Consider the following 16,797-nt stretch of genomic DNA (forward strand, 5'->3'; position numbering starts at 1 on the left):
CCGAATGCCCAGCCTCAAAGGGACCTTTCAGCGACTGACCGGGACCAGCCGGGCAGGCCGGTCGGATGCCGATACCGGCACGATGTGGACGACCCCGTACGCGTGGCGGACCACTGACGGCATCTACGTCGGCTACAACGGCGAGGTCTGGATGTACCGCGCGCTGCCGTTGTCGCCCATGAAGTGGGAGGACCCGGAACAGCAGTTGTCGCTGGCATCGCCGTTCGCCCAGCTACTCGGCGACCTGGGCAACACCTCGCGGCAGCCCATCGGCGGCCTGGCGACCCTGTCGAGCAACCGGAACATCCACGTGGTGTCGATCAGCTGGGACGACCTGGTCGTCCCGCCGAAGGAGAACACCGACGACCTGCGCGCCTACCAGGCTGGTGCGTTCGGCTTCCTGGCGCCCAGGCGTGTGCTCCTCGTCGGCGTTCAGCTCCGTTCGTCGTTGCTGGACAAGGCGACCAAGAGCACGGCGAACCGCGGCTCGGTCCTGAAGAGCATGACCGAGCTGCTCAAGGAGACCATCAGCGAGGACGTGCCGAAGCTCGACACCTACCAGAAGGACATCGAGCTCGTCAGGGCGATCTTCGACCGGAGCGACGCGCAGATCCCGACCCGGCAGGAACTGGACCAGCTCGAGGCCTGGTACAACCTCGGGAACGGGCCCGACGCGGTGATCGAGGAACTGCCGACCCGCCTTGTGGTGAACGGCGTCGGCGAGCTGGAGATGGCCGCCATCATGCGCTTCGACCAGCCGGTGATGCCCTCCCCGCAGGCGCAGTGGGCGATGGACGCGATCAGCCATCCCGGTGACGCGCCCCACGTCATCTCGATCCGCGCCGAGCTCGAACCCGCGAACCTGACGCGAGCGCGGGCCCGCCGGGCGCAGCGGCGGATCATCGCCAACATGGAGGAGGAGCAGAAGACCCAGGACCTGGAGAAGGTGGAGCTCTCCGAGACCTTCCAGCAGGCCAAGGAGATCGAGGACTACCTCGCGGGGTCCAACCAGCCGATGCTGGCGAACTGCAGCTTCATCATGGCACGCGAGGTCACCGAGGAGACCGAGACCTACCTGGAGTTCCTGAACCAGACCTACGGGATCCAGATGAAGGCCCTGGAGCACCGGCAGATCCAGGCACTGGAGGAGACGCTGCCGTGCTCGTCCGTACGGGTCAATCCCTTCCTCCAGGACGTCAACGTGCCGATGGTCTCGCACGCCGGTCTGCAGTCGTTCTCCCGGCTGGGGGACGAGGCGGGAGTGTTCGGCGGCGTCATCGACCCGGACGGCACGCCCTTCTTCATCGACCCGCTCGGTGCCCCGAAGAAGAACCTGCCGCCGGTGTTCGGGATCTTCGGCGACCCCGGTAGCGGAAAGACGTTCTTCGCCCAGTCCATCGCCGTCCAGTCCGCGTTGAACGGCCTTCCGGCCATCTTCGTCAACCCCAAGGGCGGCGACTCGCTGTACGGCATGGTCGACTACGCGAACACCCTCGGCGTGCCGAGCGGGCGGATCTCGATGTCGGCGCTGGAGGAGACCCCCGGTGCCTTCGACCCGTTCCGGTACGCGCCGCCGACCATCGCCGCGGAGATCGCCAACGTGCACATCCTGTCCGCCCTGGACGACTTCCGGGACGGCCTGACACTGCAGGAGCGGCTGGCGCTGGGTTCGGGGCTGAAGCGCGGGGCGCTCAACGGGGCGCGGTGCGTGTGGGAGGCGCTGCAGTACATCCCGGGGGAGGACGCCGACCGGTTGCGCGGCCTCATCGAGCAGCAGATGGAGGCGTCCAGCATGTTCTCCCTGGGCGTCGCGCTCAAACCGCTGCCGAGACTCGACATGACGACGCAGCGGCTCACCCTCGTCGACTTCGACCGTGATCTCGGCCTCCCTGAGGGCAAGACCGCGAGCGAGTACTCCGTCTCCGAACGGATCGCGCTGGCCGCCGTACGCCTGGTGATCCGGGCGTCACTGGAGATCCTCATCGCCAACCGGGCCGGCGTGCTGATCGTCGACGAGGCGTGGACCTTCCTGTCCCAGCCCGAGGGACTGGCGTCACTGCAGCGGATCTCCCGTGAGGGCCGGTCCCTCAACATCCTCCCGGTCTTCCTCACCCAGCGGATCGCCGACGTGGTCACCAAGGACCTGGAGTCCTACCTCAGCCGCGTGATGGTGCTGAAGCTGAACGAGAAGAAGGAGGCGGAGACGGCCGTACGGCTGTGCGGACTGCGTCCCACCCCGCAGCGGCTGGCGGAGATCCGCGAGTTCGGCCCGCTGCCGCCGGAGGGCGACCGGCCCGCCCGCTGGGCCCGCGGCATCTTCCGTGATCTGGCGGGCCAGCACGCGCAGGTCGTGCTCGGCCCCACACCGCCGGACGCCGCGGCGGCGTACAGCACGAACCCGCTGGACCGCCGCAAGCGCGAGCAGCGGCGCCTGGAGCGGGACGCGGTGGAGCGCGCCGAACAGGACGCGGCAGCGGCCGCCGCGGCGACCGAGGGGGGAACCGATTCATGGCTCGTCGGCTGAGCTCGCGTGCCGAACGACCGCGGTCCGGACCGTCGCGCCGGACGCGGGGCGCCGCCGCGAAGCCGCGCTCCGGGAAGCCGGGTGGCGCCGCCGAGAAGGCGCGTTCCGGGCCGCACCGCGGGTTCCAGTTGCTGGCGTGGTTCTTCGTCGTCACGGTTTTCTGCGGCCTGGCGCTGCTGTCCAATAACGGTTTCGGACTCGGGGGACACTCGCGCGAGTCCACGACCGTCGCGGCGTCGTCCGGCTCGCCCACGGCTTCGGCGAGTACGACCACGGGAACATCGGCCGGTTCGGTGACGGTGGCCTCCGTCGCCTCCGACGTGAACGGTCAGGTGCTCGCGGCAGGTTCGCGCCCGCATGTCGACGGCGTCGACACCACCGGCGTCTGTTCGAAGTACGACGAGAAAAGAGACTTCCTGCCGCTGAACCGGTGGACGTCCTTCGGCCTGTTCACCGTGGACAACGCCTGGATCATGAAGACCCGGCTCTTCGTCTCGATGATCGCCGGTCTGCTGTTCATGGGGGCCGGCCTGGTCTGGCGGCTGATCGGCACGCTCATGGGCTTCGGCTACACCTTCGACATGGTGTGCTGGGCGGCGCCGGGAATCAACACCGCCGTCCACGACATCTCGATGTGGGCGTCGTGGTTCCTCATCCCGGTCTGGCTGTTCGTCCTGACAGCGGTGATCAAACGCTGGAACGGTGGGAAGAATGGCCCGGCGTCCGCGATGCGGCTGCTGATGGTGTTCCTGACGGCCACCGGCATGATCTTCTTCATCGGCGACCAGTCCGCTCAGCACGTGAACGATCCGACGGCGAAGTACACCGTGCCGTGGATGGCCAAATCGGTGCAGGGCTGGTTCGGCCAGATGTCGAGATCACTGACCACCCTGACAGACCTGGGGACCAACAGCGCGTCGGCGTTCTACGACAGCGATCCCGCGACGGCCGGAAACGTGACCTGCGTGAAGCTCGACAAAGCGCTTTACGACAAATACGGCATCGACAACGACAACACCGAAATGAGCGACGGCGTCGGGGGGATGCAGCAGGTCAGTAAGATCTGGGAGATCACGATGGTCCGGTCCTGGGTCGCCGCCCAGTTCGGCGACGGGACCAAGGATTACCCCAGCCCCGCTCACGCGGCCTGCCGCGATCTCGAGGCTAACTCCGATGTCGACCTCGATAAAAAGCTGGAAGCCTACGACCTGTCGACGGGGCTCAAGCCGGGCACAACGACACAGGGCATAAAGCGAGGATTTTTCATCTCGCCCACCAGCAATGAGCAGGTCATCATGGTCGCCTGGGGCGCCTGCATGAGCAAAAACGGGGGAGAGAGCCATAACACCATCCCGCAGTGGGACAAAGCCAACAATATGTCCGGCAAGGCCGACGGCTGCACCCAGCTCTACGGCCAAGACGCGGCCACGGGCATGGGCAACTTCATGGCGGACCTGATCACCGGCGCGTACAAGATCAACACGTTCTACTTCAACGGCAGTGACGAGTTGAACGACAAGCTCGGTGACTGCGTCGCGTCCGAGAATGCCGATACCGCCCGGGCCTGCCGGGCCGACTGGGACTTCGTCAGCGGCTGGCTCGGCGCGAACCAGGCCGAACGCATCACCCAGGGGTTGCTGTCCATCATCGTCGCCATCGTCTTCCTGTTCGTCCTCGGCCCGATGGCGATCGGCCTGACGCTGACGAGCGTGGCACTGGCCGCTCTCTGCATGATCCTGCCGCTGTCTTTGATCCTTACGGCAGCGGGAATGGAATCGGGGAAGAAAGCCCTGAAGGCCACGGGGGCCACCGCGGGGGCGAAGGCCGTCTTCACTCTGGCGATGGCGTTCCTGACCGATCTCATCGACCTGTCCTATTCGGTGGTTCAGGCCTCCATCGGTTCCAACTCCACACCCAACTTCTTCGAGCAGGTGCTGGAAGGCAGCACCCCCCTGCTCGCGCTCTTGCTGTTCAAGAAGGGCGCCAAGTGGCTCGGGCTCGGGGACCTCTCCAAGATGACCGGTGCGCTGGGCTTCGCCGGCGCGGCGATGCTGAAGGCCACGGGCGACAAGGACCTGAACCGGGGCGCGGCCGACCGCATCTCCAGAGGGCTCGGCCGGATCGGCGTCGGTAACAAGCGGCTGGGCGCGCTGGACGAACGGTCACTGCAGCGCCGGATGCTCAGCAACAAGGCGACCCGTGCGGTGGGCAACAAGCTCAAGGCCGCTGGGAAAAGGGCGGTGGTGGATCCGGTCGCGGGGTGGACGAAGGACAAGTACGGGGCAGCACGGGCGGCCGTTCTCCGTAAGAGGAACGATCTGATCCGCAAGGCCAAGTCCGGTTCGCCCGCGCAGCGCGCGGCGGCGTACGCGGCCATTGCCGCCTCCGGCGTCGCGGCGACCGCGATGCTACCCGCGGCGACAGTGGCCGGAGCCGCGGTGCTGCCTGCGGTCGCCGCACTGGGTGCGATGGGGGCGATGACGGCCGCAGGTGCCGCGGCCCTCGGCAAGACGGCGCAGCACGCCAACGGGCGGTTGAAGGACGCGGCTCGCCTGGCCAGCCTGATCGAGAACGGGACGGACGGCAGCCTCAAGCCGGGGGCTGCCGCCGGCGTCGTCACGGCGAAGAACTCGCATATGGCCAAGCGGCAGGCCGACATCCATCATCGCAACATCATCAGGGTCAATGACAAAGAGGAAAAGCGGACTCTGACCACCGAATACGTCGTTGATGGAGTCAACGCGGCACGTGCCCGCCAGTGGGGCGGCGGGAGCGCATCGGGTATCAACACCGCGTTCAAGGGGTTCGCCAACGACGCGGAAAAGGAGCGAGCGCTGGACGAACTGGTCAATAAAACCGGCCTCGCTCGGGATCAGATCATGCTCGGCAACCATGGCTTGTGGCTGCCCAAACTCGTGTCCTTCGACCCGCACACGGGGGAGCGCAGATTCGACCAGGGCGCCCCCCTGGAAGCGCTGGCGCATCCCGTCAATCTTCTCGATCGTCGTACGCTTGAGCAGCGACCGGGCGAGAGCGACGATGACTACATCGCGCGGCAGTACGCCCACATGCGGGAACGCGGCGCCATCAACAATGAGGGTGAGGCGGTCAACATGTTGACCGCCATGAAGGGTATCGACACGCGTACCCCCGAAGGCCGGGAGCGGGCGGTTGCGTTCTTCAATGGCGCACAGGATGAAGAACTCTCGAATTTCTACATCCGACCCCGTCGGTCGGAAGACGCCGCCGTTCGGGCCAGCCGGGAATGGGTCCAGGACCAAAGGATCACCACGCACAACCTCAATGCGGTAGAGGTGATGACGGCCGCGCGCGACGATATCAGCGACTACAAGAACATCAAGGTCGTGCTGCCGAGCGGCCGGGCCGGAACGGCCCAGGACGTTCAGGTCGAGCTGGACCAGAACATCGACGCGATGAGAAGCGTCGTGCTGAAGATCGAGGCGCTGCACCGGAACAGTGCCTCCTACGACCCGGCGGATCTCCGTAAGAGGCTCGCCGACCTGAACGACCTGTGCCGCTCCCGCGCCCAGGACATCGATGAGCTCACCAAGCTCGCCCAGGACACCTTCGACGCCTCTTCGTCAGCACGCACGGCCTGGAAGGTCTGGGCCACGGCGAACGATCCGGCCACCGACATGGACGACCTCGACGCGGTCAAACGGGAGATCGAACAGTTCAACGCCGATCTGCAGACCCGGCAGGAAGAGAGGCGTCAGGAGATGGAAAGGCTCGTCGGCGCGATATCCCGGATGCCCTCCAACGCCGGCAGCGCGGGGACGGCGAATGCCGCCCTCGAGGATCTCAAGAAGAAGCTCGCAGAGCAGGCGAACGGCGAGGAGATCGACAACTTCCTTCTGCTCAGGAAGGTCGAGGACATCGAGCGGGAGATCGAACGGCAAGCAGCGAGCGTGGCTTTGAGCCCGCGCACGTCGTCGTCCAACCACCCCAGAATGCGGGAGCTCCTGGACGCGATGTACGAAGAGCTGCACATCAACACGTGACACCTACGCCCCGCGGTGATCCATAGGGGCGGACGTGCAACCGGCCTCCTCCCGTAGCGGGTGGAGGCCGGTCAGGTTTCAGCGGGTCCTTCAGGAACCCGCTTGTTCTTCGGTCGGTTCGTGTGGGCCACCTGTAGCTCGCCACGGTCACTGAGAGTCGGGCTCGGGCGTCAGGTTCCTCGTCTGGCGGACCAAGTCGTGGTCCAGCCGCAGGTGATGGTCGGGCCCGATCGTGCCGTTGACCGTGCCACCCTCGTACTGGAACGTGATCTTCTTGCCGGTCTGGGTGCCGTAGTAGGTGCCGGTTGTTCCCGTGGGGTCCCAGTCGGGATCGGAGGGGCCCGCCTTCTCCTGCTGAACCAGCGTGATGGTGATGGGGACCTCACCCTGGGAGTGCTTGGCCGTCCACCTGAGCAGTTCCCGCTGATAAGGCGAGTTGTCGATTCCGGAGAACGTGTACTGGTCGTACTTCTGCTGCGCCGCGTTCTGGTGACCGTGCTCGGGGCCACCGGAGCCATCGGAGCCGCGAGACACCATCACCGCCACCGCCACCGCCAGGGCGATGGCAGCGATAGCGCCGACGATGAGGAGAATAAGGTTCTTGCCCTTGCGCATGTCAACACTTCCTTCTTGTTCACGGTGCGCGAGGGCTGGAATCGTCGTCCGGCCCCCTTGTGCGTCACCTCAATTGACGCCACCGGGGACCCGGATGGCTCTTCTTTGTAGCGTGATGGGGATTATTTCACACCTTGCTGGCATCGATCCAGTCGGTCCAGAAGGTCCTGGCATTCACAGGGTCACCCGCCCTCCGGTGATGAACACGTCCCGATACCACCCGCTCGTGATGTCAGAGATTTTGACGACGTCACCGGTATGCGGAGCGTGAATCATCTTTCCACCGCCGATGTAGATGCCCACGTGGCCCCAGCCGTGCATCGCGATGAGGTCGCCCGGCTGTAGCTCGCTGTAGGAGACGCGGTGGACGTGCGAGTTCTCCCACTGCGTGGGGACGTAGTGCGCAAGGCTCACCTGTCCGCCGGTCGCGTTGTACACCGCGTACAGCGTGAGGCCGGAACAGTCGAAGCCGGGCTTGCCGCTGCCGTTCGAGTTGGTGCCGACGGTGGGCCCGTGGGCGTCTCCGCCGCCGAACTGGTACGGCAGCCCGATCCACTTGCTGGCCCAGGCGACGATGCGCTCGCCGAGTGGCCCGTTCAGGTCACCGAGGGTCGCCGGCCCTCCGCCGGGCGCGCCCCCCGTCGTCGACCCGTTACCGGCGGATCCGTCCGCGAGCGAACCGATACGTTTGCCGGCACTGTTGAACGGGCTGATGACGCCGCCGAAGAACCACGCGTAGTCGATGGCGACCTGGGAGAGAGGCAGCGTCGTACCGTCCGACGTGCCGAGGTTCGCCCATGCCTGCGTCGCGTCCGCGGCGGTCGGTGCCTGGATCTCTTTGAGCGGGCGTGGTGCCAGCCGGGGGATGACCAGCGGGTCCTGACCCACCACCGGGTCCGTCGCCTTCACGGCGGCGTCCGCGGCCTGGTAGTAGTTGCCCAGGCCGGTCAGGTTGTCCGCGAGGGCCGCGTCTGCGCCCGCCAGACTGGTGGCGAGGTCGGCGAGTTCGCCGTTGAACCCCGGTGACCAGGATCCGACCATGCACGCGGGGTCGGCCCCCGGATCGGCGATCTGGTTCGTGGTCTCGAGGGTGGCCAGCTTCTGCCGCCAGGCGTCCAGGTCCTTCTCGTCGGGCGCCTTCTTCAGCGTCGCGAACTCCGTCGCGAGCGGTGCGACCTTTTTGAGGAACGTGGTCATCACCTTCGTGCACGCGTCGGACGCGACGAGCGATGTGCTCGGGCCGATGACCGAGAAAATGTCGAGATCCTGGCCCATCGCGATGCTCAGCGACTGCCAACCGCCGACCATCGGCTGGAAGTCGCCCTTCTTCTTGTCCCGTTTCTCCGGGGGAACCGCCTCGCCGGGGAGCACGAGCTTCGCGGCACCCTCGATGTTCTTCTCATCGTCACACCGGTCGGCGACTCCGGCCTTGGCGGCCTCCTGCGGCGTCATCGGGAAGATGCCCTGGCGGTCCTTCGACTTGTCGTCGCACTTGTCGGTCTTCCACTTACTGGCGGCGTAGCTGACTTCTATCGCCTCGTTGATGAGGGTCTGTTCCGCGGCAGACCGGTCTTCCTCGACGGTGTAGGTGAACTTCTTGTTCACGGACTGGCCGCCGGTGACCAGGTACAGCTTCGGCATGCGGGTGACCTGGCAATGCCAGATCCAGATGATCTTGAGGTCGGCCGACCAGGGCTTCTTGGAATCCTGCGGCGGCAGGGCGCACGGCGCGTCCGGCTGTGCGGTGCGCTCCACGAAGAGGCCTGAGACCTCGATGGCCTTGCTCCAGTACTTACGGGCGTTGGCCTGGTCATTCGCCGACCCGTCGGCCAGCCATCGAGGGCTGGAGGGGTCGCTGTGCACTTTTTTCGCCGCCTCGCTGAGCTTGCGGGCGACGTAAAGCGAGGAGTTGCACGGATTCTGCGGGTCGAGGAAGCTCTTCCGCATGTCGTCGGCCGCGCTCGGAGTGATGAGGTACGGCCCGGATCCCTGGGTGTCCTTACCGCCGATGGGCGGGCTGGGGTTGTTCACCGCGCAGCCGTCGGCCAGCACTCCCTCACCGCTGTCCGTCCGATCGGCGGCATCCGCCGCGTACAGGTCGGCGGCGGTGACGGCCCGCAGATCCGCCGCGGCCGCGTTCGAGCGGCTGATGGAGGATGTGGCGGAGTGGGGACCCATGTCCGCCGACCGTGCCGTGCTGCCACCCGACCAGTACGCGGCCGGCTGCGCCCCGGTGTCGGGGTACTTCTTGGCGGCCTCGGCCATCTTCTTCATCACGTCGTCGACGTAGGCCCACCCCGTGGGGTTGATGCCACCTCCGTTCGCCGCACAGGCCGCCGGGCATTCATCCCACTTGCTCGGTGTCTTCGCCCATACATCCGAGCCGGTGAAGTGTTTGATCGCCACCGACTGCCACATGTGCCACTTGTTCCAGGAGGTGATGAAGTCGCTCTTCGCCCGCTTGTCCTGGATGCTCGGCGGTGCGTCGCAGGCGGTGGCATAGCCGCCGTACTTGTTCCAGGTGAGGGGCATGTACTGATATGCGCCGCAGGCGGCCTCCCTGCGTCCCGCCTTGTAGTTGTTAGTCGACTCGTGCATGCGCATGGCCCACATGAACCAGCCGAGTTGGTGGCTGAGGTCGCCGGCGGGCGGGCCGGGGTGACCGGACGCGATCGGCTTCGACTCGCCGGCTCCGGTGACCCCCTTGATCGCTTCGGGCCCCGCGCCTACCGTGTTGCCCCCCGTGATGTCGTCCCCGCTCCCGGATCCGCCGGTCTGCGCGATCTCCGGGGCCGTACGCCCCGGATCGCGGTCGGTGCTGTCGTACGGGCTGTAGCGCGCGAAGTCCGTCTGGGTCGCGACGATGCCGGCCAGGACCGTCCAGGGCACGGTGGCGTAGTCAGGGGCACCCCCGGCCGCCGCGCGGTCGGCGGCCTGTTCCAGTACCTGCTGCCACTTGTTGGGGAAGTACTTGGCGACCAGGGTGTTCGACCGGTTGTCCGGTTGGCCCGGCGCGTCCTTGTCTGAGGCCGCGCCCAGGGCCATGGGGAGCAGCAGGAGCAGGACGATGGGAAGCATGCCGGCACTACCGGCGACGAGGACCTTGCCCTTGCCGCCCGAACCGGAGCCCGACCCGGGCGCATCTCCCTTCTGGTTGCCCTTGCCGCCGCCCTTCTTCCCCTTCTTCTTGTCCGCGTCGCCCATGAAGCCGTCCTTGAACGACCTCCCGAGGCGGGTCTTGTTCAGCAGCTTTCCGCCCGGCGTCTTGTTCATCAGCGCCTGGCCGGGCTTTGAAGCGAGCGCCTTCTTGCCGAGGTCGTACGCCTTGTCCGGGACGCCCATCGAGTTGGCGTACTTGCGGGCGGCCTGATCGGCCACCTGCCCCGCAGCGTTGGCGCCCTTCTCCTTGAGGTTGTCGCCCTCCGGCATGCGCGGCATGCGGTTCGCCGCCCCGCCCGCCTTCGATCCCAGCCCGCCGGCCTTCTGCGCGAGCCCCTTCGCGGCTCCGCCGCCCTCGCCCGCGGAGCCGCCCGGCGGCTTGGGGACGTTCGGTCCCGCCGGGTTGCGCATCGGGTTCGCGCTCCCGCCGCCGGAGCCGCTCTCGCCTCCGCCGAACTCCGGTTCCGTACTCGGCGGTCCGCCGCTTCCGCCGCCGGAGGGAGCGTTGTCTTTGATGAGGTCCTTGGCTCGCGCCGGTGGAGCGGCTTCCGCGCGCGGGTCGTAGCCGGACGACTCACCCGGTTCACCGGTCTCCGGCGGTGGTGCCGCCGGTGGCTGGCTCGGGGGCGGCCCGGCAGGGACGGGCGGCTGAGGAGGGGTGTTGCCTGCCTCGTTCACGCGGCGCCTCGCTGAGGGTCTGCGATCGGATCGCGGGCGGGGGGACTGACTGAAGAAGACCGTCCGGCGACGCCTGCATAAGGCAACGCCCCCCGGACGGGTCCCGCGGTGGCCACCGCGGCGGACGACTTGGTCTCCTACTGCGCGTGGACCGCGTAGCCGGACTGGTCGCGTTCGACCGCGACCCGGTACTGGTAGGCCTTGGCCGCTCCACCATGGGTGATCGTCGCGCTGAACAGGTACAGGGTGTTCCCGGTGACCGCCGGATCGGTGACGGTCAGCTGCCCGATGACCGAGCCTTGCGGGGTGCGGTGGGCCTTGGGCGGCCTGGTGCGGCCGATGAACGGGATGCCGGTCCAATCCCCGGTGGCCGCGGCCTTCGCGGCCGCCGAGGCGACATTCCGGGCGCCGGCGGGGACCACGGCCGTTCCACCGCCGACCTTCGGTACCTGGACCGCCGCCGTGGCGGCGAAGTCCCCGGTCGACCCGCTCCCTGTGGAGCCGCTCGCGCCTGGGGCGGGTGTGCCGGCCGCGGACCCGCTCCCTGTGGAGCCGCTCGCGTCCGGGGTGGGCGTGCCGGCCGTGGACTCGCTCGAGGCGGAGGGCGTGGCGTAAGGATTGATCTTCTGCACCGAATAGGCCGGCGGTTGCGACGAAGAGGTCGTGTCGGTCGACGAGTCCGGCTCCAGCAGCGCGCTGAGCAGAAGGATCAGGCCGACCGCGGCGAGCGAGACCCAGACCGCGAGGTTCCACCATTCGGGGAGTTCGGTGCGGTGCCATGGGCCGCGGCGCCGGTTGAACCCCTCGCGGACGTAGTCGGTCATCTTCGGCATGTCGTTGACTGTCGCCTGCGGCGGCCGGGGGGCAACCGGTGAGACATCCTGCGGACGGCCGCGGTGCTGGCGATCCGCCCGGGACCACGGACGGTCGGACACATGAGTGAGCGGAGTGAGCGAATCATGAGCACAGCGTCTCTGGTCACTCCTCCGACGGAGGAGGGCGCATGAGTGACGAGGCCGAGGACATGAGGGGGCCGGTGATGCTCGCGGCCACCAACATGCTCAAGCCGCCGCCGGCCGTCATCGGCAGCATCAACAAGGAGATCACGCTGCCCCGGACCATCAAGCTCACCACGCTCCTCGCCGTGGGCGTCGGTGCCGTGCTGGGCTTCGTGGCGTCGCTGTTCGTCTTCGGGGTCGGCATGAACGCGCTCATCTACGGGCCCACGGTGGGCGGCATGGTGGGGTGGGCCCTCGTCAGCTTCTCTCCACTCCGCGGGGAGTCTCTCGCGATGTGGTTCGGTCTGCAGGCCAACAGCGCCCGCAAGCGCAAACTCGTCATCGACGGCAGGCAGGTGCGGCTCTATGTGGGCATCGCCCCGCTTCGCCGGACCGCCGCGGGGACCATCCGGATACTGCCGGGAGGCGTCCCGATCGACGGCGCGAGATGGGATGAACGCGGCGTCCCGCAGCAGGAGATACCCAACATGACCAGGCTCCCCGTCGCACCTCGCAGCCAGGGTCGGCCGCTCACCGCGTCCACCGAATTGTCCAGCCAGCCGCGTCGTAAGAGGCGAAAGTGACGATCCGCCGCATCTGACGTTTGCGCATCCACGTCACGCCCGAACTGTTCTCTGTGCCGGGCGTAAGTAGCAGGAGGAGAAGATGCCAGCGGAGTCCCCCACCCGTTTCGTGATGGTGCCTGCTCGGCGCTCGAACGAGCCGACGGCGCGCAAGCGGGCCAGGAGGATCCTGAACGCCCTCTTCCTGGCCGCGGCCCTGAGCGTCGTCGCGGTGTTCTTCACGCTGGCCAAGGGAACTTCGAAGCCGGACCTGTCGGCGGTCGATCCGAAGGGACGCGACCTGGCGTACACGGCGGCGGTGAACTTCCTGTCGGGCGCCTACCAGGCCGTGCCGCGCGCGAACACCTTGAATACGGACGACCTCGCGAAGGCGGCCCCCAACCTTCTCTCCGGGCAGGACAGCGCTCCCCTGCAGTACCAGTCGCTGAGCTGGGTGGGGTTCACCCCCGAGCGCTTCGGCTCGGCCAAGGCCGGTTTCACCGAGTTCGAGGTGCATCACTTCCTGGTCGTCCTCCCGAACTCCTCGTCCTCGTCCTCGCCGACGCCGGCACCGGGGTCGCCCGGGAACGGCGCCCCGCGGGCCAAGAAGACCTCACCGGCCCAGCGGACCGGCTCCCCGGCGGGGCAGCCCGGGGCGGCCGGCGCGCCTTCCGGGACTCCCGGTGCGGCGCCGACCGCCGGATCCTCGGCCGCCCCGAACGCCAGTCCGTCTCCGTCGCCGTCGCCCACGACCAGCAATGACGTCGCGCAGGCGCCCGCCTCGAACGTCCTGAAACTGGACGTCCCGCTGGTCATCACCCCGCAGGGCCCGCGGCTGTCGGCGGCACCGACGTTCTCCGTGTGGACGGGCGGCTCCGGCGCACCCGCCGGAGTTGGTGACTACACCAACTTCAACGGCCTGACGACGGACGTGAGCGAGCAGGTGAAGACCCAGGTCGGGGCTTGGGCCAAGGCTTACGTCAACGGCGACGCCACCAGCCTCCTCGCGCTCACCGGCGACCAGAACAGCCATCATCACTACGTCGGTCTCAGCGGGTTCACGCTGCCCGATTCGCCCGCGGCCGTGCAGATCATGTCGGCGATCAAGGCCGACAAGGGACAGTTGGTGGTCCGTGCGAGGGTCCTGCTTGCCAGATCGCCATCCGGCGGGACGGTCTCCGGTACGAACGGCACCAACCAGTTCGTCACCTTCGCGGACTTCGACCTCTTGGTGGGGGCACCGGCCGGAGCGCAGCCGCCGATCCTCGCCTGGGGACCGGCGGGGTCCGCGGCGGAGCTGGAGCCGTACTCGAACGCCCTGAATTCCTGACCGGAAACGCACAACCCAGAGGAAACACATGAACATGAGTGACTTGCATGGTGTGCTCGCCGTCGGCACGGGCACGGGAGAAGACGGCGCCAACAGCTTCCTCGGATCGGACATCGGCAAAGCCGTCATCGCGCTCTGCGGTGTCGCCGGCATCATCATCTTGGTCGTCTGCATCTTCAAGATGGTCAAGAACGTCACCAACGGTCGCCCGGGAGAAGGTTTCAAGGTCTTCTTCTGGGGCCTCGTGGTCGGCGGCCTGCTGTTCAGGCTGGACATCACCGTCTCCGCGGTCAGCTACATGAGCGGTCTGCTCCAGAAGGTGTTCGACAGCGCGCAAAAGGTCACGGGCTGACGCTCTGATGCGTCCAGAGGGAGGTGCCGGGATGTCTTACGGCATGAACCGGGGAATGCGGCCCGGGGAGCCCGAGGACAGCACCGGCTACCTCATCATCGCCCTGGGGCTCGCCGGTCTCGCCGTCGTCGTCCTGGCGCTGGTTCCGGCCGTGTGCGGCTCAGTGCTCTTCTTTCTGCTGCGCCGTTGGCTCGCCCGCCGCGACTGGATCATCATGGCGGCCGGCGGTCTGGTCGGGTTCGCCTGGTACCTGAAGGACAACGCCCTCAGCTACGGATACTGGCTGCTCAGCTTCATCAACGTCGGAACGACCAAGCCTTCGCAGGTGCCGGTCACCGTGGTCCTCTGCCTGGCGGTGCTGATCGCCGGCGCCGGCGGCACCATCCTCGGTTCGCCGATCGCCGCCGGCGTGGGCGGCGCCCTCCTCGCGCCGCCCTCGACGAGGGTCTCCGGCCGGGGATTCCTGTTCCGCAGGAGGCTGGTCCAGGACTCGATCACGCCGAGGAAGGGCCGCCGGGACTCTCTGAAACGGCGGGTCTCCCAGCGGTTGACCCCGAGGGACATCCCCGCCGTGCGCGGTCCGTTCGCGAACGAGAAGACGCGGAGGATGCCGCTGAAGGAGAAGTCGATCCCGATCGGCCTCGGGTCGAGCGGTCGGCTGGTGCGGCTGAGCACCCGCGAGATGGGCATGCACGGCTGCGTCGTCGGATCCACCGGCAGTGGAAAGACGATCACCCTGATGTGGATCATCGGTGCGGCGCTCGACATGGGCTTCGACGTCACCGTCATCGACATGAAGGAGGACACCGAGCCGGGCGGCCTGCGCGACTTCCTGCGCGCGTACTCCGCGATGCACCGGGTGCCGCTCCAGGAGATCGCGCTGGGCGATCACGACCCGAAGTACTGGTTCAACGTCCTCGCCGACATGAGCGCCGACGAGGCGTTCGACACGATCATGTCGCTGGTCGAGTTCGACGACGCGTACTGGAAGGCGCTGAACCGGAAGGTCCTGCAGCAGGTCGTCCAACTGTGCCACCAGGCCGCCGAGGTGGCGCCGGACCGCTTCCACCCGCCGACCATGCTCGAGCTCGGCAAGATCATGGAGATGGGCACCTCCATGAAGAACGCCGTCAAGGAGCGGGTCATCGCGATCGACGCGGTGGAGGGGATGGGCTACTGCCGGAACCGGTACACCAACGTCCTGTCGCCGAGCCAGGACGAGTCCAAGTCGGCGGCCAGCTTCGGAACGAAACTGACCGGCCTGTACGACTCCACCGCGGGACGGCGCATCCTCATTCCGGGCAACGACCGGAAGATGATCGACGTCCGGCTGGAGGGGCTCACGTACGTCGGGCTGAACTCGCTCGGCCAGCCGGACATGGCCAAGATCCTGTCCTCGTCCTCGTTGCAGCGCCTGTCCGTCTACGCGGCACAGCGCATCCAGGGCCGCGCGCCCAAGGACCGGCCACGGCTGATCGTGGTCGACGAGGCGAACTTCATCGACCGGGACATCGCGATGAACATGCTGTCGCGAGTCCGGTCGGCGCTGTTCAACATGATCCTGTGCACCCAAGGACCGACGGACTGGATCGACGCCGACGGTGACGACTGGTCGCGGCTGACGCAGAACATCAACTGGCTGATCGCCATGGCGCAGTCGTCGCCCGAGTCCGCGGAGAAGTGCGCCGAGTTCCTCGGCATGCGGGACAACGGGCAGGTCTCCCAGCGGGTCGAGAACGGCAGGGCCGTCGAGATGGGCACCGTCGCCGTCAAGGAAGAGTTCATCGTCACCGCCAAGGAGCTGCGCGACCTGGGCACCGGCGAGGCCTATCTGCGCGTCAACAAGCCGGACAGCAGGGTCGCGTACGTGGCCATGCCCATGCGGTCCCAGGAACTCCAGTGGTACGAGGCGCAGCGGGCATGAGGACACGGCTGCGAGCGGTCGCGACCGAAGCCGTGATCATCGTGCTCCTCGGGGTGGCACTGTCGGCGGTGTCCCTGGGGCTGCTCCGCTTCGAGTACGGCGATCGGGTCCACTTCGGAACCGTGGACCTGCTGGTCGTCGCGGCGGCGGGGATCGTCGCGGCCATGGCCGTCCGCGCGACCGTACGGCTCCACCGCCGCTGGAAGAGGACGGTGGGCAGGTTCACCGCCGCCGCCGTCCTCTGCGCCGTCGCCGCCGTCGTGGGGGCGCTCGTCGTACTGATCCCCAGCGCGTGCCCCGGCGAACTCGGCACGAGCCGATGCAGCGCCCGGCAGGCGGCCGACTGGGGAGAGGCGGCCGGCCTCGCGATGTTGCTGAACTTCCTCATCGCGGGCCTCGTGCTGGCCCTCGTACGCGGCACTCGTGACCTGGCGCGCGACGGGACGTCGCAGAGCCTCACCTGGATCAGGGCACTGCGGGACCGTCTCGGCAGGCGGTCGCGCGGCGCGAAGGCACCGGGCGGCCGGTCCCGCGACCCGCAGCAGCCCAAGGGCCGTCCGACACCCCGCCGCGCCGACGCCGAACGGACCCGCCGGGCGCGAGCGCGCGGCGCCTGATCGAGCCGGGAGAAC

Annotated in this window: 10 protein-coding genes; 7 read left to right on the forward strand and 3 right to left on the reverse strand. The window is 67.6% G+C overall.

Annotated elements, in window-relative coordinates; translation table 11 throughout:
• Positions 1–82 precede the first annotated feature (82 nt).
• Positions 83–2,524, forward strand: a complete 2,442-nt coding sequence (locus ABD978_RS28850) for an ATP-binding protein (protein ID WP_345361441.1) — start codon at positions 83–85, stop codon at positions 2,522–2,524.
• The gene (locus tag ABD978_RS28855; protein ID WP_345361444.1) at positions 2,509–6,546 is read left to right on the forward strand and encodes a hypothetical protein; all 4,038 of its coding nucleotides are present in this window, start codon (positions 2,509–2,511) and stop codon (positions 6,544–6,546) included. The genes ABD978_RS28850 and ABD978_RS28855 overlap by 16 nt, the downstream gene beginning before the upstream one ends.
• A gap of 147 nt (positions 6,547–6,693) precedes the next feature.
• Here ABD978_RS28855 and ABD978_RS28860 read toward each other — a convergent pair whose 3' ends face one another.
• The 3 genes from ABD978_RS28860 to ABD978_RS28870 form a co-directional block, all read right to left on the reverse strand.
• Positions 6,694–7,161, reverse strand: a complete 468-nt coding sequence (locus tag ABD978_RS28860) for a hypothetical protein (RefSeq protein ID WP_345361447.1) — start codon at positions 7,159–7,161, stop codon at positions 6,694–6,696.
• A 174-nt stretch (positions 7,162–7,335) separates the two neighbouring features.
• Positions 7,336–10,731 carry a C40 family peptidase gene (locus ABD978_RS28865; protein ID WP_345361450.1) on the reverse strand — a complete coding sequence of 1,132 codons (3,396 nt, stop codon included), beginning with the start codon at positions 10,729–10,731 and terminating at the stop codon, positions 7,336–7,338.
• 404 nt (positions 10,732–11,135) lie between these two features.
• Positions 11,136–11,831 carry a hypothetical protein gene (locus tag ABD978_RS28870; protein WP_345361453.1) on the reverse strand — a complete coding sequence of 232 codons (696 nt, stop codon included), beginning with the start codon at positions 11,829–11,831 and terminating at the stop codon, positions 11,136–11,138.
• A 170-nt stretch (positions 11,832–12,001) separates the two neighbouring features.
• On the opposite strand from ABD978_RS28870, the gene ABD978_RS28875 reads away from it, so the two are divergent.
• The 5 genes from ABD978_RS28875 (at position 12,002) to ABD978_RS28895 (ending at position 16,782) form a co-directional block, all read left to right on the forward strand.
• Positions 12,002–12,580, forward strand: a complete 579-nt coding sequence (locus tag ABD978_RS28875) for a hypothetical protein (RefSeq protein WP_345361456.1) — start codon at positions 12,002–12,004, stop codon at positions 12,578–12,580.
• 82 nt (positions 12,581–12,662) lie between these two features.
• Positions 12,663–13,889, forward strand: a complete 1,227-nt coding sequence (locus tag ABD978_RS28880) for a hypothetical protein (RefSeq protein WP_345361459.1) — start codon at positions 12,663–12,665, stop codon at positions 13,887–13,889.
• Positions 13,890–13,917: 28 nt separating this feature from the next.
• Positions 13,918–14,241 (forward strand): hypothetical protein, encoded by a 324-nt coding sequence (locus tag ABD978_RS28885; RefSeq protein ID WP_345361462.1) that lies wholly within the window; start codon positions 13,918–13,920, stop codon positions 14,239–14,241.
• A 31-nt stretch (positions 14,242–14,272) separates the two neighbouring features.
• On the forward strand, positions 14,273–16,165 hold the full coding sequence (locus tag ABD978_RS28890; protein WP_345361465.1) for a TraM recognition domain-containing protein: 1,893 nt from the start codon (positions 14,273–14,275) through the stop codon (positions 16,163–16,165).
• Complete coding sequence (locus ABD978_RS28895) at positions 16,162–16,782, forward strand: hypothetical protein (RefSeq protein ID WP_345361468.1); 621 nt, start codon at positions 16,162–16,164, stop codon at positions 16,780–16,782. The genes ABD978_RS28890 and ABD978_RS28895 overlap by 4 nt, the downstream gene beginning before the upstream one ends.
• The last annotated feature ends 15 nt before the right edge of the window (positions 16,783–16,797 follow it).

Source organism: Actinoallomurus liliacearum (assembly GCF_039542035.1).
Lineage (GTDB): Bacteria > Actinomycetota > Actinomycetes > Streptosporangiales > Streptosporangiaceae > Actinoallomurus > Actinoallomurus liliacearum.

Bases quoted from the DNA above. Each gene is read 5' to 3' on its own strand.
- ABD978_RS28850 (WP_345361441.1), top strand. From the start codon at position 83: ATGTGGACGACCCCGTACGCGTGGCGGACCACTGACGGCATCTACGTC.
- ABD978_RS28895 (WP_345361468.1), top strand. From the start codon at position 16,162: ATGAGGACACGGCTGCGAGCGGTCGCGACCGAAGCCGTGATCATCGTG.
- ABD978_RS28870 (WP_345361453.1), bottom strand. From the start codon at position 11,831: ATGCCGAAGATGACCGACTACGTCCGCGAGGGGTTCAACCGGCGCCGC.
- ABD978_RS28865 (WP_345361450.1), bottom strand. From the start codon at position 10,731: ATGCGCAACCCGGCGGGACCGAACGTCCCCAAGCCGCCGGGCGGCTCC.
- ABD978_RS28860 (WP_345361447.1), bottom strand. From the start codon at position 7,161: ATGCGCAAGGGCAAGAACCTTATTCTCCTCATCGTCGGCGCTATCGCT.
- ABD978_RS28875 (WP_345361456.1), top strand. From the start codon at position 12,002: ATGAGTGACGAGGCCGAGGACATGAGGGGGCCGGTGATGCTCGCGGCC.
- ABD978_RS28885 (WP_345361462.1), top strand. From the start codon at position 13,918: ATGAACATGAGTGACTTGCATGGTGTGCTCGCCGTCGGCACGGGCACG.
- ABD978_RS28880 (WP_345361459.1), top strand. From the start codon at position 12,663: ATGCCAGCGGAGTCCCCCACCCGTTTCGTGATGGTGCCTGCTCGGCGC.
- ABD978_RS28890 (WP_345361465.1), top strand. From the start codon at position 14,273: ATGTCTTACGGCATGAACCGGGGAATGCGGCCCGGGGAGCCCGAGGAC.
- ABD978_RS28855 (WP_345361444.1), top strand. From the start codon at position 2,509: ATGGCTCGTCGGCTGAGCTCGCGTGCCGAACGACCGCGGTCCGGACCG.